The sequence below is a fragment of the Halogranum amylolyticum genome (assembly GCF_900110465.1).
Classification (GTDB): Archaea; Halobacteriota; Halobacteria; order Halobacteriales; family Haloferacaceae; genus Halogranum; species Halogranum amylolyticum.
The window spans coordinates 1-15,641 of record NZ_FODV01000042.1; the positions used below are offsets into that span (position 1 = coordinate 1).

13 protein-coding genes and 1 pseudogene are annotated in these 15,641 nt (G+C 57.4%); 7 read left to right on the forward strand and 7 right to left on the reverse strand.

Features of this window, described 5'->3' with window-relative positions:
* Window positions 1-205, reverse strand: a pseudogene (locus BSG17_RS25125) (hypothetical protein); the annotation flags it as partial.
* Window positions 206-818: 613 nt separating this feature from the next.
* On the opposite strand from BSG17_RS25125, the gene BSG17_RS25130 reads away from it, so the two are divergent.
* Window positions 819-1,151: a hypothetical protein gene (locus BSG17_RS25130; protein WP_244531717.1), complete on the forward strand. Its 333-nt coding sequence runs from the start codon at window positions 819-821 to the stop codon at window positions 1,149-1,151.
* Window positions 1,152-1,837: 686 nt separating this feature from the next.
* On the opposite strand, the gene BSG17_RS25135 is transcribed toward BSG17_RS25130, so the two are convergent.
* The 3 genes from BSG17_RS25135 to BSG17_RS25145 form a co-directional block, all read right to left on the reverse strand.
* On the reverse strand, window positions 1,838-2,119 hold the full coding sequence (locus BSG17_RS25135; RefSeq protein ID WP_089828100.1) for a hypothetical protein: 282 nt from the start codon (window positions 2,117-2,119) through the stop codon (window positions 1,838-1,840).
* Between the two features lie 145 nt (window positions 2,120-2,264).
* Window positions 2,265-2,525 (reverse strand): type II toxin-antitoxin system RelE family toxin, encoded by a 261-nt coding sequence (locus BSG17_RS25140; RefSeq protein WP_089828101.1) that lies wholly within the window; start codon window positions 2,523-2,525, stop codon window positions 2,265-2,267.
* A complete protein-coding gene (locus BSG17_RS25145; protein ID WP_089828102.1) occupies window positions 2,518-2,856 on the reverse strand; it encodes a MarR family transcriptional regulator in 339 nt (112 codons plus the stop codon). The genes BSG17_RS25140 and BSG17_RS25145 overlap by 8 nt, the downstream gene beginning before the upstream one ends.
* A gap of 358 nt (window positions 2,857-3,214) precedes the next feature.
* Here BSG17_RS25145 and BSG17_RS25150 point away from each other — a divergent pair, with 358 nt between their 5' ends.
* Entirely contained in the window at window positions 3,215-3,952 is a 738-nt protein-coding gene (locus BSG17_RS25150; protein WP_089828103.1) for a MarR family winged helix-turn-helix transcriptional regulator, read from the forward strand.
* 987 nt (window positions 3,953-4,939) lie between these two features.
* Here the strand turns inward: BSG17_RS25150 and BSG17_RS25155 are convergent.
* Window positions 4,940-5,131, reverse strand: coding sequence for a hypothetical protein (locus tag BSG17_RS25155; RefSeq protein WP_089828104.1), 192 nt, complete (start codon window positions 5,129-5,131; stop codon window positions 4,940-4,942).
* Between the two features lie 35 nt (window positions 5,132-5,166).
* Complete coding sequence (locus BSG17_RS25160) at window positions 5,167-5,367, reverse strand: helix-turn-helix domain-containing protein (protein WP_089828105.1); 201 nt, start codon at window positions 5,365-5,367, stop codon at window positions 5,167-5,169.
* A gap of 139 nt (window positions 5,368-5,506) precedes the next feature.
* Between BSG17_RS25160 and BSG17_RS25165 the strand changes: the two genes are divergently transcribed.
* The 5 genes from BSG17_RS25165 (at window position 5,507) to BSG17_RS25190 (ending at window position 15,053) form a co-directional block, all read left to right on the forward strand.
* Window positions 5,507-5,944, forward strand: coding sequence for a hypothetical protein (locus tag BSG17_RS25165; protein ID WP_089828106.1), 438 nt, complete (start codon window positions 5,507-5,509; stop codon window positions 5,942-5,944).
* Window positions 5,945-5,955: 11 nt separating this feature from the next.
* Window positions 5,956-7,200, forward strand: a complete 1,245-nt coding sequence (locus tag BSG17_RS25170; protein ID WP_139246819.1) for a TrbL/VirB6 family protein — start codon at window positions 5,956-5,958, stop codon at window positions 7,198-7,200.
* Entirely contained in the window at window positions 7,193-10,168 is a 2,976-nt protein-coding gene (locus BSG17_RS25175; protein WP_089828108.1) for a VirB4 family type IV secretion system protein, read from the forward strand. Before BSG17_RS25170 ends, BSG17_RS25175 begins: the two co-directional genes overlap by 8 nt.
* Window positions 10,165-13,848, forward strand: a complete 3,684-nt coding sequence (locus BSG17_RS25180; protein ID WP_089828109.1) for a type IV secretory system conjugative DNA transfer family protein — start codon at window positions 10,165-10,167, stop codon at window positions 13,846-13,848. Before BSG17_RS25175 ends, BSG17_RS25180 begins: the two co-directional genes overlap by 4 nt.
* A 776-nt stretch (window positions 13,849-14,624) precedes the next feature.
* Window positions 14,625-15,053, forward strand: a complete 429-nt coding sequence (locus BSG17_RS25190) for an ester cyclase (RefSeq protein WP_089828111.1) — start codon at window positions 14,625-14,627, stop codon at window positions 15,051-15,053.
* Window positions 15,054-15,229: 176 nt separating this feature from the next.
* Here the strand turns inward: BSG17_RS25190 and BSG17_RS27400 are convergent.
* A partial coding sequence (locus BSG17_RS27400) for a hypothetical protein (protein ID WP_170864960.1) occupies window positions 15,230-15,641 on the reverse strand: 412 nt, incomplete at its 5' end.

The window sequence follows — 15,641 nt, forward strand, 5'->3', positions numbered from 1 at the left end:
GATGGGTCCCGGAATACATGTGAGGAAAGAGAATGACGTTATCCTTCTCGTCGTTCAGGTCACCGAACGTCTGGTATGCGAGTTTCGCATCTTGGAGCATCTCCCCACGCGCGAGTTCGAAATCCCCGAGATCAAAGAGGTCGAAGTCGCCGTGTTCGTCCTGTGTGTAATACTCGTTTTCCAGGTAGCGGTCTTCCAGTGACATACTCCATAATAAATAATGCAGATTCACAAAAATATGTAGGGTAGTTCTGAGGCTACGGACAAGTAGTACACTCTTTAACACGGCTAACACCGACCGCGGCCGTCCGCGAGGCCTCGGAGTTACCCTCACCAAAGAGGGAATCAATGGATTTCTCGGCACCGTCGACGCGGTGAGATCCATTGTGATTGAGGCGATATCCTGGTTCCCACACTCACTCACGTCAAGCACCGAGGGAGCTCTCTTAGTACCTCCACGGTCGTCCTCAAAGAAAAACTGACTGTCGTCACAGCGGGAACGTCCAGCGTCTGAACCACAGTCATGCGATCGATACGCGCGCTAAGTTCAACACGACCGTAGAAACCTCCCCGAATCCTGTCAGAAGTGGCGTGCAACACTCAGAGGGTGAGTTCAGCGAAGTATCCAAAGTAACAGTGAGATTCACGGGAGATAGCCTAGTCATTCACGTAGGATAGAGCCGAGCTCAACGCCCGGGCTCTGTTCGTGTGGAAAAGATTCATTTTTCACTCGTTTGTTATCACAATTTGTGTCCGAACAGCCCTCCAATACTGAGCCAGATTTAGGACTAGTTGTCCAGACCATCTTTTTTCTCACAGTGGTAATCGGCATCCCTACCGCGTTTGCGCTCGGTGGGCAGCTCCGCTTCCTCGCCCTCGCAGCTGTAGGCGTCCTGCTGCTCGTGGGATTTCTCGTCGTCGGTTTCCGTCACGCACGCCGAAGGAAGTCCCTTCACCAGCACGTCGCCTTCTTGGCCGTCTGGTTCGGCGGTGTCGCTCTGGCAGACCGCCTTGCCCGCACGGCGAGCGGTCGCCTCCCGGAGTCAGGTCCCTACCTCCTGGCGGTAGGCGTCACGCTCGGCGCGCTGTGGCTAGGGACGCGACTCGCCTACGGTGGCGCACTCACCCAAGCGCTGTTCGGGTCTGACTGAAACCTCACGAATGGGGTCTACAGGCCGGTGTAGGGACGACTACTCGCATCGCACTCGCCCCGTACCGTATTCGCGCCCTGAGTTCAGCACGGCCACAGAAACCTCACCGAACGCTGTCAAAAATCGCGTGCAACACTCAGAGGGTGAGTTCAGCACGCGATTACTGTTCGTTTTTACGCCCTTAGTTGTGAAACGGCTGTTCAGTAGCTGTACGAATTGTGGAGTATCAGGAATAAACAGCCTGTAGAATCTTATGAATCGAATGCATAACAGCTGTAAAGACCAGAATCGACCCGACTACGAATATACCTGCGTTGTAAGCAAGCCCACTCAGTGGTGTAGATGTAGCCCCGATATCTGGTGAAGCGTTCATATACGACACCTGTAAGAATAAGATCGTTGAGTAGACCACCATTAGAAGGCCAAAAGCAAACTGAACTGCACCACGAGTCAGACTGACATCCGGCCTGCCAGAATTTGTACCTCTGTCCATCTGCTTCAAATGTATTGTGTTAGAACATATTCCTTTTGAACTGAAGTATCTCTCTGATTAGTCTCAAGCCTGTTCAGAGCGATTCAATTCTATCATACTGGTGCTGTGTCAGTGACCGACTTGCGCGCTAGGTTCAGCACGCGGATTTTTGAGGGTCAGAAATCTGTGATGTTGAACAGTACGAAGAGTTCCGCTAAGCGCTCTTATCGCTCGTCTCGTTGTCGTCGCGATCCCAGCCGAGCACCCACCGCTTGGCCCGCGTCCAGATGGGGGCGTCCCGTCGCTGCTCGCGACGAGGTTGTAAGCTCCGTTCTTCTTCGACGTATTCGACGAGTTCCTGGACGTCGTCCATGCGGGAGTTGGCCGCCTGCAGTTGGCGACGAAGGTTGTCACGTTCGGTGCGTAGTTCTTTGAGCCCCTCCTCGATCTCGTCGGCTAACTCGTCGGGAACGGTACTCGTGAAACGCTCGCTCATATCCGATGCACTGCTGCACCACTCAAACACCGCCGACGGTTCAGAGGTGCAGATGTGACGGTGTAACACACGGTGCAGGTGCGCATCAGCGTGGTGCACGCGTGCACCGCCGGCGAATGCAGAATGGAGTCTGAGTATACGCCAGTCAGTCGTAGATATTCCGCCGATGGCCGACCTTCCGAACGAACAGCACCTCGGGATCCTCGTCTCGTCGCCAGTCGACAATTGCCCGATAGTCGCCCACGCGAAGCCGATAGTACTTAGATCCGCTCAGACGTTTCAGGTAATGTTCGGGTTTCCAGACGACGTCGTCGAACTTCGAGACGATCCGCCCGGCGATTTCACCCTCAAGAAACTCCAACTGTTCGGCCGCCTGCTGACTGTACTCGACTGTAGTCTTAGCCATCCATTCCGAGGCGACGCTTCATCTCCTCCTGCGAAACAGCGTTCTCTCGCTCAGCCTCTTTCGCTTGGCGCTCGGCCTCGGCAGAGAGGCGTGGGGCGACCGTCGCCCACCAGCCAACAGCATTGGCACCAGCCTGCTTGCTTTCGACGAGGCCGTCGGCTTCCATCTGTTTGAGTCGGTTCGTAACAGCCTGTCGGGTGACGCCGAATAGCTCTGCAATCTCCGGGGCAGTCAGAAACGCATCGTCCGATGCATCGAATGCCTTCAGAATGCCTTGCTCGGTCAACTCTTCGGTGAAGCGGCCAGAATCATCACGAGTTCGATTGTTCATACCCGCGGTAGCATCTCACCACGTAAACCACTTTCTCCGTGACAACTGGGACAAGTTTTAACACCATTAACCACGTGGTGAATGGTAGAGACAGACCAGTCCCTCAGGGGCGTGTTGAAACGCCCGAGTGGTGGGACACTCGGACTGGCTGTTTCGTGGAGAAACCAGCCATGCAAATGAAGACGATGTCGGCACTTGAGCGTGCCGCACCGACTGCAGCACGTGTACAGACGCAGCCAACTGACTCTCGAACCACCTCGTTGAATGCCGATTTCTTCGTTTTCGAGTCCCACGTCGCATCTGTCGCCCGTGAGGCGGTGGCTAATTCGTGCGATTACTGCTTGGGTGGTGGGACTCAATGAACGACGACCGAGGGTTCACGACTGGTGGCGACGTCGACGAGCCGGGGAATGCCGCCATCGACGTCGCCCAATCACAAGCCGAGATCGACGCAGAGTTCGAACAACTCGAGCAGCAGCTCCAAGAGGAGCGCTCGCAGAACGGCAGTGAGGATACAGACCGAACTCCGGGGTCGCCCGCTGCTGAGGCAACCGAATCCGAGACAGAGGCTGATGGCGACTTCTTAGAGTACGCTCGACACTGTCGCTGTGGTGCGTCGTTCCGCAGTCGACCGGCGTTCAACGATCACGTCGACGACGTCGTGAACGGGACGGGGGTCTGTTCGGACGCCCGGTCCACAGACGGTGGAGTGACAGTCTCAACGACGGCTGCATCAACTGGACCAACTGTCGATACCGAGAAACCCGACGTCCCCGATCTGACGACGGCAGAGCAACTACTCATGCTCGAAGAGGACAACCGCGAGACGTTCGTGACGACCATGACCCTCTGTCAGAAAGAACACGGCGGGACGCGGCCTCGGCGGCGGACGCTCAAAGCGATTATTGGCATGGATGGCCCGACCTACGGTGAGTTGGCGGCCGTTGTCGGTGCTTCGAAGCGAACCATTCGGAAGTACATTGATGAGTTCCATGACGCCGGAATCGTCGTCAGAAGTGGGAAACCAGCACAAGTCGTGTTCAACGACTGGACGATGGATGCTCTGGCAAAGCACGTCCTCCATCTGACCGAGTAACGTCGGTCGGCCGCTGTCTTACGATCTCTTCTTGGATCATTCGAAATAGCAAGCTGGTGACGTGGTTGTGTGTAAGCGACATAGAATCGTGTCATCGTGGCATGGGTCGTCGTCATCCCGTTGATTCAGACGAACGGCACCCACACAGACAACCACGACAGCACTCGACCCGAGACACTAATCCTGCCGCCGTATGGTGATTCTCTCAAACACCATGAATGGTGATAGGTCGAAACCCGCATGACTGCATCGGGTTCCCGGGAGAAGCGACATGGTTTCATGTCGATGTGCCACGTCTGGCGCTACTTGCTTGGAGACTGTGCTCCACCAAGCAGTCGACGCGAATCCAACGTCATATCCGGTCTCCTACGCGGATTACAACAGAACCACGGGAAGTCAAGAGAACGGCCTTGAGAATACGCTTTCCTACGCATTCTCCGTTCCGTTGCACTCCACTACTACGTAGGAAAGTGCTCTCCACACGAATATACTCGGTGGATATCATATTAAAACTTTCTATGAAAAATGGTGTATGAATGGGGTTGAACTCGTGTGGGCGGAACGTGGTTGGTGTGGGAAACCGTGAGTGTTGGTCGTTTGATCACCCGAGTAGAGAGTACGGCTACTTGGCGGGGTCGTACGTGGAGTTCCTCTATACGGGGGTGGTTCGACATGGTTCCGTGTCGCTTATTTCACGCCCCCTCCGCAGTCCTGCGATTTCCACACATCGATGGGGGCCCTCTTTCTCGAGAATCGCATGACCTTGACGGGGTTCGTGGTCACCGGGATCTTTTGCGTTCTTCGTGGTTCGTCAGCTGACGTCGTTCTCTGTGTTGAGGTTACTGCACACGGGGGCATTCTGACATGGTTCCATCTCGCTTCTGGCTCCGAGTGCAGGTGCGGCCTGAACTTAACCAACAACGTGCGCTAATTGCGCGGTGTTGGTTAAGACACTTGCAGAGTGCTGTGATGACGAAGAATCGAACGTCAGCTACCGATCCCGAGATAGTTGCCGTAGGCTTTCGCGGCGAGAATGAACACAAAGAGCAGCGGAAGGCCGATCCCAGCGACATCCTCACCACCACTGAGGTAATCCGTGAGAGCAAGAGTTACGATGAGCATGATCACCGCACCGACGATGTACTTCGTCCACTGGGCGGCCTGTCGCTTGATGCTCATATAGGTGATCTTAATTTCTCGTTCGGGGTACTTGATTATTCGCGTGGGTCGTCTTTGAGTTCCCACAGCGAGGATGGCTCGAAGATCTGTTCGATTGCACCACTGGCTTCGAGAATGCGGAGCCGCGTGTAGATCTGTTGGCGGGAATACCCCGTCTCTTCGACGAAGAATGCTGGGGTTGCGCGGCCTTCTTCCAACACATCGAGAATCGCTTCATCTGAGTCAGTGAGGTCCATCACTCCATCTCTCTGTACGCTTGGCATTTTATCTTTTCACATTGACTGTACGTCCCTCTTGTTTACAAATTTAACATACATAAATCTTGTACACTCCGTAACTTTTATACTAGTATCGAGAGTGGAATAAATTGTACTTATGCCTGAGACGATTGCCGAAAACGAAAATAGCCCTCGTTCGAGATTCTCCATCTCGGATCGAGTGAAAGAGCAGTTCGCCGGCACGCTTGCAGCCGGGATGTATCTCGCCACGGGAACGGTAACTGCACAGAGTGGCGTCTCAGAAGCGATGTGTGGGACCGGCATTGGACAGCTGCTTTCGCTCGCGCTTGGCGCTGTCTCGGTGTTCCTTATCGTCAAAGGCGGCTTCCGGACGCTGATGGGCTTCGACAAGAAGGGCAGTTCCAAATCCCAGAAGCAGATGGAAGGCAACGCGCAGGTGAAAGGCGGCGCGCAGACGATGGCTGTTGGTGCCATTGGCCCGGCGGTGATCGCTGGCGTCCTTGACGTTGCTGGTGTCTCGACGCTCAGTTGCTTCGAGTTCACTGTCGCTACCATCGCGGTTACCCCACTCTGAGGAGACTAACCGTGTTGTCCAAACTCGGGCGACACGGCGCTTGCAGTGCTGTTTTTGCCGTGTTGCTACTAATTCTGGTTAGTCTCGCTGTCGCGCCGGTCGCGGCAGCACCCCCGACAGATACGAGTACAGCTACACCTGGAAACGCAACCGCCGGTGATGAGACGGCTTCCGGTGGCGACGGACTAATCAATGTCAACCCGTGGGAGTGGGCAAAGCAGGTGCTTGTGGGCTTCGTTGGTGGCCTTGTCTCAGGTGCCAAAGACCTTCTGGGTACATTCAATGGATTAGTTGTTGGCCTCCCTGCACCTGGCGAAACCACGGACCCCAACTCCTGGATGTCGCCGACAAACGGCCAATGGCCTGGAGTCTGGACCACGTATTGGATTATGGCGGGGCTCTCTCTGTCGATCCTTCCAATTAGTGCGCTCGTCGCACAGTCGAAACCCGAGCGAGAGCGACGGCAACTCCACCGGACCCAGGCACATCAATTCGTGTTGATACTTGCTGGCTGGATCGTCTGCGCGTTCGGACTCCACACAGCCGACGCAATTAGTCTTGGCCTCGCTCCATCTGGAACAGAGTTGTTGAACTCCTATGGAAGTGTGACGAAGCTTGGTCTCGGCGTCGTTGTTGGTGTCATGCTAGTCCTCATCAAGACTAGTGTCGTCATTCTCGGGTTTTTCGTCTTAGTCGCCGAGTACTGGATTGCACACCTCCTCGTCGCATTCTGGCCCCTGTTCTGTGCCTTCCGCGGGTCGCCAATCAAGTCACTACAGAGCTTCGGCGATATCGGTATCTCGACGTTTGGGACGCTGCTCCTCCTGAAGGTCTTTCAGTCGGGCGTCCTGCGCTTCCTCTACGAACTCGAGTGGACGCTCGGCAGTGGCGATCAACTCGTTGCCTCAGTCGTCGCGACGAGTGTAGGGCTCGGAATCGCCCTTGTTGGCGCTCCAATCCTATTTATGAAGAAGGTGATCCCTTCGGGGATGATGATTCTCGGTGGGAGCCTCAAACAGAAACCCGAGGAAGCTGCAGATCGCGTCCGGAATCGGGCGACAGACTCGGCGAAAGAGTACGCCGCAAGCGCCCGCTCACGCGTAACATCAACCGACCGGAGTCCAGCTTCGGACGCCTCGAGCGGAACCAACAGCCGACCGAGTAGCAGTGGCTCGTCAGCCGGGAGTACAAATACGAGCTCTGGCGGCTTCGAGACGTTAGCAGACAAATTCTCCACAGACAACGATAATGAGTGACAACACGAACCAGGACGACCAGTTCGGCGCCGACCCGACCCAGCTCACCCTCCCACGGGTAGACACCGACTTACGCGTGTTCGGGCCATGCACCCGCAATGACCTCCCGTTGTTCATACCTGCGGGACTCGCTGGGGTCGCCGGCGTTGGCACGTTCATGGCGGGCTACCCCACGGCCTCACTCGTAAGTATCCCAGCGGTCGGGGCGCTCTCCTTTGGCGCCATGGTCGCGAAGGTCACGACCGACGAGTGGACCTCACCCCGGGAGATGGTTCGGAACAAGCATGTCCACCTACAGCGCTCAAAGGTGATGCCGTGGTCCCACGACGACACCGTCGCCAACGACGTCTCTGGGGTTCGCCGCTTCCGTGAGGACGGAACGATCGAAATGCACGACGGCCGTGTCGTCGGCGCTGTGCGTATCTCCCCGACCAACACCGCGCTCATGAGCGACAGCAAAGAGAACAGTCTCGCCGCAGCGCTGTCGAGTGCCATCGACGAGGGCATCAAAGACGATTCGTTCCGCGTGTTCGCGACGACGCGACCGTATCGCGAAGACATCCTTGCCGAGCAGTACCGCGAGCGAGCAAGCGAATTCGATGACGACTTGCAGGCCGAATACATTCGCGACGTTGGCGCCTTCCTCGAGGGCGAGGATGCCGACGCATGGGACGCCCGGGAGTGGCGCTATTACATCGTCATGGACGCCACGCCGATCGACGTCGGTGTTGGCAACGACGTTCCTTCCCTGTGGGACACGTTCAACCCGCTCACTGATTCGAACCCTGCAGCCGACGTCACAACAGAGGACGTCGCCGAGGAGGTGCAGTCGAGACTCGATGCCGTCTGTAGCGCCCTCGCAGACGTCAACGGCGTCTCGGCCGTCCCGGTCGGCGTCAGAGAACACGCCGAGATCGTGATGCGACATTGGACCGGTCGCGAGCAATCACCGAGTGACGGGCTCGTCGAAAAACTCACCGAGCGTTCGGAGTACGACCACGCACGGAGAGACGCTACCGACAGCGAGGGCTTTGCCTCGCTCCACGCCGACACGACTCCGGCGGAGAACATGACGAACCCCGAGGTGTACGACGCCGACAGTGGGCTCATCGAAATCGGCAATGAGTACGCTCGGGTGCTGTGGGTCGCTGAATTTCCGACAGCTCCGGATGCGATGTATCTCCGGGATCTGTTCAACCAGACTGGACTCGATCTCGACGTCACCCTGCGCGTCGTCCCCGAGGACAAACAACAGGTCATCGCCGACCTCGAGACCGACATTGCCCAGGTCGACGCCGAAGCGATGGAACGAAGCGAGGAGTCCGACGTGACCGCGATGGACGTCGAACACGATATCGACGCTTACGTCAAGATGCGAGAGTTGCTCCGGGATACACCGACCCAACCGTGGCGTCTCACCGCCTACGTGACGGTTCGCGGTGACACCGTTGAGCAGGTGGAGGAAGACACCGAAGCCGTTCGTGACATCCTTGAGTCGGCGCCGGCAGACTGCCATCCGGTCGTCGTTGGCGACCGCCAGCACGAAGCCTACGAGTCAGCGTCGCCGTGTGGGACAGATGCGTTCCGCGAGGTCGCTGATGTCGAAAAGAGCACCCGTGTGCTCGGCGGCGCTATCGGCGCGGCGTTCCCGTGGAGTGCCGAAGACGTCATCGAACCCGAGGGGATGGACTTCGGACGGAACGAACAGAACGGTGGGCTCATCCGCATCGACCCGTTCGACCGGCCGGGGCCACCACATATGCTCACCGCCGGGCAGTCCCGCTCTGGGAAGACTTACTCGGCGTCGAAGGCTGCCGCCCGGTGGTATCTCGAAGGCGACGACCGGACGCTCATCGTCTGTGACACCCAGTCGGGCTTCGACGGCCTCACCCAGCTGCTCGGTGGCAAACACATCGTCGTCGACGGGAAACAGCAAATCAACCCACTGGCTATCTCCCCACCTCCGGAGTACGTCTCTGACTATGCCGGTGGCCAGATCGACCAGTTCCGAATGAAGATCGACGAAGCGACGCAGTTCATCGTTAACCTACTGCGCTCGCAGGGTGTCACCGGCGCCTCCGAACATGCGCCGCTGATTAGCCACACCCTCGAAGAGACCTACGCCGACCACGACATCTACCCGAACGAGCCGGCGAGTCTCACCAACGACTCCCCGACGCTCGGTGACTTCGTCGACAAACTGGTTGAGATGTCCGAGGCGCCCGAAGAGTACTCGTTCAGTGACGCCGGCTATGAGGTCGAGGTTCGTGAACGCGAGATCGGCGAGCTACTGACGAAACTCTCGTCGTTCCGCGAGGACGGGAAGTACAAGAACCTCGTTGCGGAGACAGGGAGTCTACTTGACGAAGACGTCGACATGGCTTACCTGGACCTCCAGCAGGTCGACAGTGAGAACGACGCCGAGAAATCGGCCATGATGCAGTTGATGCTGTCGCAGGTCTACGAGAAGGTCAAACGTGCCGACGGCGAGGTCGTCTTCCTCATCGACGAGGCGCACTTCCTGTTGCATGACGAGTCGATGGTTCAGTGGCTGCAGAAGGCCGCTCGTGAGTGGGCCCGCTACGACGCGTGTATGTGGTTCCTCTCGCAGTCTCCGAAGGACTTCGTGACACTCGGAACAGCAGCCGGCAACAAAGACACGATTACCGAGCAGTGTTCGATGATTCATCTGTTCTCGAATCCTCTCGCCAAAAAGCGGGTGTTCACCGACGGCTTCGGATTGAACGACAAACAGACATGGTTCGTCCAGGAGGGTGCGACTGCCGGGAAGTCCGGCCAGGGCTTCTCGGAGTGTCTCATCAACGCGAAAGGCGTCCAAGGGTGGATCCAAACCCGGGTACAAGCGTCGCCACTTGAGGATGCACTGCTCTCCTACACCCCGCGTGAGCATGGCCGGCTGGAGGAGTATCTCGAGGGACACGACGTTCCCACGGGAGGTGTCCAATGAGTCTCTTCGGCAGTGACGACGCCTACGATACGGTGACGCTGGCCGCCCCCGACGTCGCCCCGCAGGCGGATGCGATTCAGGTCCGCCCCCACAAGGATTCGGAGGGGATCGCGAACGCGACCGAGTTGCTCACGAGTCTGCACAACGTCGAGACGAACTCCCGACGGCTTCGGTCGGATCAGAACGTCTCCCCGGCGCACGCTTTCGAGATGCGCTACACGAACGAACGGGTGAACTTCCAGTTCATCCCCGGGAAAGACGGGCTTGAGTCGGCCTTCGAGCGGCAGATTCAGAACCACTACCCGAACGCGCAACTGCACCGTGATTCGGATGCAGAGTTCATCGGCCTCGAGGAGGACGTCCACGTCTCTGGCGCTGAGCTGTCGACGACGCGCTACACGCTCTTCCCGATTCGGCACGTCGAGTTAGAGGGCTTCGACACCGACCCCTTCGGGTCAATCACCTCCGAGATGGTCGGCACGATGCGTGACGACAAAGCTGACTGTGAGGTCGTCGTCCAGGTCCTGTTCAAACCCGCCATGCAGTCGTGGGTCGACGGCGTCGACGGTGGCGAGAGTCTCGATGAGATTGCCCACGAGTTGAAGCAACCGACGCTGAAGAAAGAGCGGCGGCTATTCACGAAAGAGGTCGTCGAGTACGACCCCAGTCCCCAAGAGAAGAAAGCCGCAAAGATACTCGGCAATCAGCACGGCGAGCACGCCTGGCGATTGAACATCCGCGTCTTTGCGGCCTCTCCCGATGAGACGGTCGCGAAGAATCGGGCCGAACGGGCCGCCGAGATGTTCGGGAACTACTACGAGTCCTCGACGAAGCAAGGCCTCGAGGCGACGCCGCTCACTGGGAAGCACCTCCGGGAGACGCTGCAGAAGGCGGCCGCACGGGAGTACGAAGAACAGCAGCTCGTGAAGAGTCAAAGCGAGACGGCCGGCCTTGTGCACGTCCCGAACGGCGACATCAACACCGCCAATGTCGCCTGGAGTCTCTCCCGGAGCGGCGACGGAATCCCTCCAGGCACCCCACGCTTCGACTTCGAAGATCACGGCGTTGCATCGGCGTCGGCCGCCGAGAAGCAGGTCGCGATGATGAACACGACCGACCCGACGCAACCGTATTGGTACGGTCGTGGGACGAAAAACGGCACCGAGGCCGGGATTGAACCGGACGTGCTGAACGTCCACCAATTTGTCGGAGGAGCGACAGGTAAGGGAAAAACTACCCTCTTAAAGAACTACTTCTATCAGGTGCTCAAGCGCGGTCACGGCGGGATGTTCTTCGATCCGAAAGGCCGTGACGCCGACGACATCCTCAGTATCGTCCCCGAAGACCGCGAGGACGACGTCGTGTTCGTCGACCTCGGTGGCGACCACGACAAACAGGTCGGGTTCAACTTCCTCGAGAACCCCGTCGAAGGGACAGTCGACCCCGACAGTGAGGCCTTCGCGAGTGCCATCGAGAGTGTTGCCGACGACCTGGCGGCGTTGCTCGCACAAGCCGGTGGCTCCGATAACTACTGGGGCGCACTCATGGAACGCGTCACGAAGAATCTCGCCCGTGGCTTTGCGAAATCGCCGTGGGAGTTGACCATCCTCGATATGTACTACGCACTGTCGAACGAGGACGCACGGCAGCGCTATGCCTCGCATCTCTCCGATGAGCGAATCGCGTTCATCGAAGATTACGCCCGGAATCAACTCTCGGAGATGGACGACGACAAGCTCGAACCGCTGCTTGGGCGACTGCAGCAATGGGTTGAGAACGACGTCATTCGAGAGTTAATCGCGCATCCTGAAAGCACGGTGTCCGTCGAAGACGTCATCGACGACGGTGGCATCATCATCGTCCGCAATCAGACATCCGGGGAGACGGTCAAGCGGATGTTCGCGACGGCGTTGATTCGCCGCGCCTGGGTGGCTGTTCGAGAGAACCCCAAGGCGCCGCCGTTCTTCGTCGTCTGTGACGAGTTCGACTCGATCGTCACCGAGGAATCGTCGATTCACACTATCCTCTCGGAGGCGCGGGCGTTCGACTTCTCGATTACCCTAGCCTGTCAGAACCCCTCGAATCAACTGCCGGACCGGATTGCCAAGTCCATCCAGAACCAGTGTCAGACCTTCCTGTCGTTCAACCCCGGTGGCCCGGACGACGCGAAGGTCATCGCCGCCCAACACTCGAAAGATATCGAGTGGGACGACCTGACGAATATGTCGAAGTACCGCATCTACATGCGGACTCACGACGAAAACGACCAACTCACGCATTCCTACAAGGTCGATGCGTTCCCGCCGATCGACGAGGTCGCCAACGAGAACATTGCACGGTCAGAGGCAGAGACCGAGCAGTTGATTTCGGATCTGTTGGACAAGCATGGGACGCGACGGCGGACGAACGCCGAAATCAAATCCGAGTCGCGGTTCCATCCCTCGGAGGGCGGGGGTCCGTCTCGAGACACCGACGACGAAGCGGTCGCTTCGGCCGATACCGACGCGGCAGTCAAAGCCGTCTACGACGAGAGCATTCGCGCGAATGGCGAGGGGTGTACGTGGGTCTCGGCCGACGCCGCAACCGACCGGATTCAGCGATACGTCGAGTCGGAGTTGAGTCTCGGTCAGCTGTGGGACGCCCTCGAGTCGATTCCAAGCGACGTCCTGGAGGTCGAAGAACGCGACGACGGCATGTATCTTCGGACGACGCCGACCGGCGAGACACGAATCCTTGGGACCGGTGATTCAGAGAACACCGGTGGTGGGAAACATCGGCAGTTGCTCAAAGACGCTTACGACCCACTGACGAAACTCGGACTCGTCGTCAGCCTCCCGAACCAAGACGGGACAGACATGCCGGACGGGCTCATCGACCCGGTCGATGTGACGCCGGAGACGGAGGGCATGGGGATGAGCGAGATCGCGCAAGCGTATGCGCAGTTCACCGACGAACATCCGGTGGTCTCGCGACTGACCGATGGGGATGTGGCTGCGCTTGAAGCCGAATCGTCGACGTCGACGAAACCCGCCCAGACGGTTCGGAATCTTGCGAAGGCTGTTGATCGAGAGCAGCACTGTGTGTTCCTCGCGCGCGAAGAGAACGCCCAGACGGTGTACGATGCGTTGACTGACCCACCCTACGTGGCCGCCGAACGCGATGACGGACGGCAGGTCGTATACAACCACAAGGCGCTGCGTATCGACGGTGAGCGCGTCTACGTCGAGGACACAGGAGCGCAACGGACGGTATGGGTGTATGATCCTGCGACAGGGCAGTTGGCGTTGGAAGACTCGAGTGGGGAAGCGCACGCAACCTTCGACAGTCCGAATGACGCATGGACCGACGCTTCGGGATATCCCACGACTGAAAGCGCAATCGACGATGAGGAAGGATGGCGTCGTGTCTATCAGCCTCGTGTTCCCGAGCGCCTCTTTGACGGCGAGGTGCCTGACGCCGAAACATGGACGGTGATTGCCGTTGAGCGAGGCGCAGAGTCCGCCGCCGATCTCACAATCCTCGACGATACGGAGCGTTCCCCACCCGATGAAACCGCCGGGACAGACTCTACGAAGGACGACCCCATCGGTAAGCAGACCGATGAAACGGATGTGGCGACGTCTGAGGAGTCTGCCACAGCCGAATCAGTGTTTGCGGAACTGCAAGAGTTGGACAAGTAGAGTGGCTACTGAGTGGGATTCGCGAAAGTTTTCGTATTTTGTAACATCACAGGAAGCCTACCTGCTGAAATCTGCGTGCTGAATACAGCGCGCGAATCCATCACTGAATTCTCTCTTCTCTCACTGTTCTAGTCTGTGATTCATACAGGATCGTTTTTAGACACTAAAGTACAATAATTAGCATCAATGTGTATATTGGGAAAACTCCGAGATTAAATATCATCCTACTATGGTAGCCACAACTCATTTTCCTCTTGAGGGTTTAATATTCAAGTATGAAATCTCAGCCGATTTACAGATGTAGTGATGGGTGCTATTACGGGGACGTCGAGATCTGGGAACGGCTTGAATCGGGGACCTGGACACCCTGTTGCTGGGATACAGAGGCCGGAACCGAGTGGATGGAAACGGAAGATGGGGAGCTCCTGGTTCTTGAGCCGGTCTCCCGACGTGACCTTCCCGACGGAGTATCGACCGAACGTGTTACTGCCGGCACCGCTGTGTCTCAGCAGCCAAGCGAATAGTCGGCTGATCGCTTCTGAGTTGTGCTGACAGCGACGGTGCAAGGGACACTCTCTGAGTGTTGCACGCCTCTCTTGACAGCGTTCGGTGAGGATTCTGTGTTCGTGCTGAACTCAGCGCGCAAATTTCTCCCTATCTGTCCTCGGTACGTAGCTCGTCCGTCACACGTTTCCTGTCAATTGCTGTCTTTCGGAAAACGAGAACATAATGTTAACGTTATAACACAATAGAACGTATTCCATAACCGAGGAGACATGAGCAGCACAACACTTGAAGACCGAAAGGAAATCGTGCGGGAAGCCGTCCTCAGCGAGTGGAATACGGGAGAGGTGGACGACGATACATACACGAGCGAGTACGTCATGCACGACCCGCTTGGCGATCACGATTTAGCTGGCGTGAAAGACATGGTCAAAGCGGTCCGAGCGGGGACATCTGACCTCGAAATCCAAGTTCATGACCTCATCGGTGAAGGGGACCGGGTCGTCCTGCGGTACACGATGGGAGGGACCAACACTGGCCCGTCATTGTTGACCGAAGAGCCAACCGGAAAGTCCTGGGAGGGTTCGGGGATCTCGATTTACCGGACCGAGGATGGGAAGATAGCTGAGCAGTGGGACAGTTTCGACTATCTCAGTGTGATGCAACAGCTCGGGCTACTCCCGTCAGAACCAACAGAATAGGGCACTAAACGCTGTATAACGTCATTTGAGCTGGTGGAGAGCATACCCACCTGCTGGACTCATCCTCTAAGTTCAGCACGCCACTTCTGACAGCATCCGGTGAGGTTTCTGTGGGCGTGCTGAACTCACAGCGCGTATCTCGCACAGTGGTTCCAGAGTAACAGCCGGTATTCGATTCATGTACAGCGCCGAACAATCGTCCCGAGCTGGCTTCTCGGAAGCCACTCGTCGGAGAGGCTGGGTAGATCATCCCGATCATCAAACTTCCGCTCGTGTTCTCGAAACTGATCCTCCAGCTGTTTGTGGCGGTCAGTATCGTCTTCGGTGCGTTCGATTCCCTTTTCGAGCGAGTGCATCTGGTGTGCGAGTCCCATCAGTGGTCGAGCCGCCGCAGATGATTCGAAGAGAATTGCGTCCTCGGTCTCTCTAGAGATGTAGCCAACGAATATCGTAGGCGTGGTTCTGTTCTTGGATTCGACTTTCTTCTCGGCCAGCCATTCTGGCAGTTGAAGGAGACATTCCTCGGGGTCGAGGAGCCCTAACAACTGCCATAGTTTTCGAGTCTGCTGTTCGTTGAGAAGTCCCCGT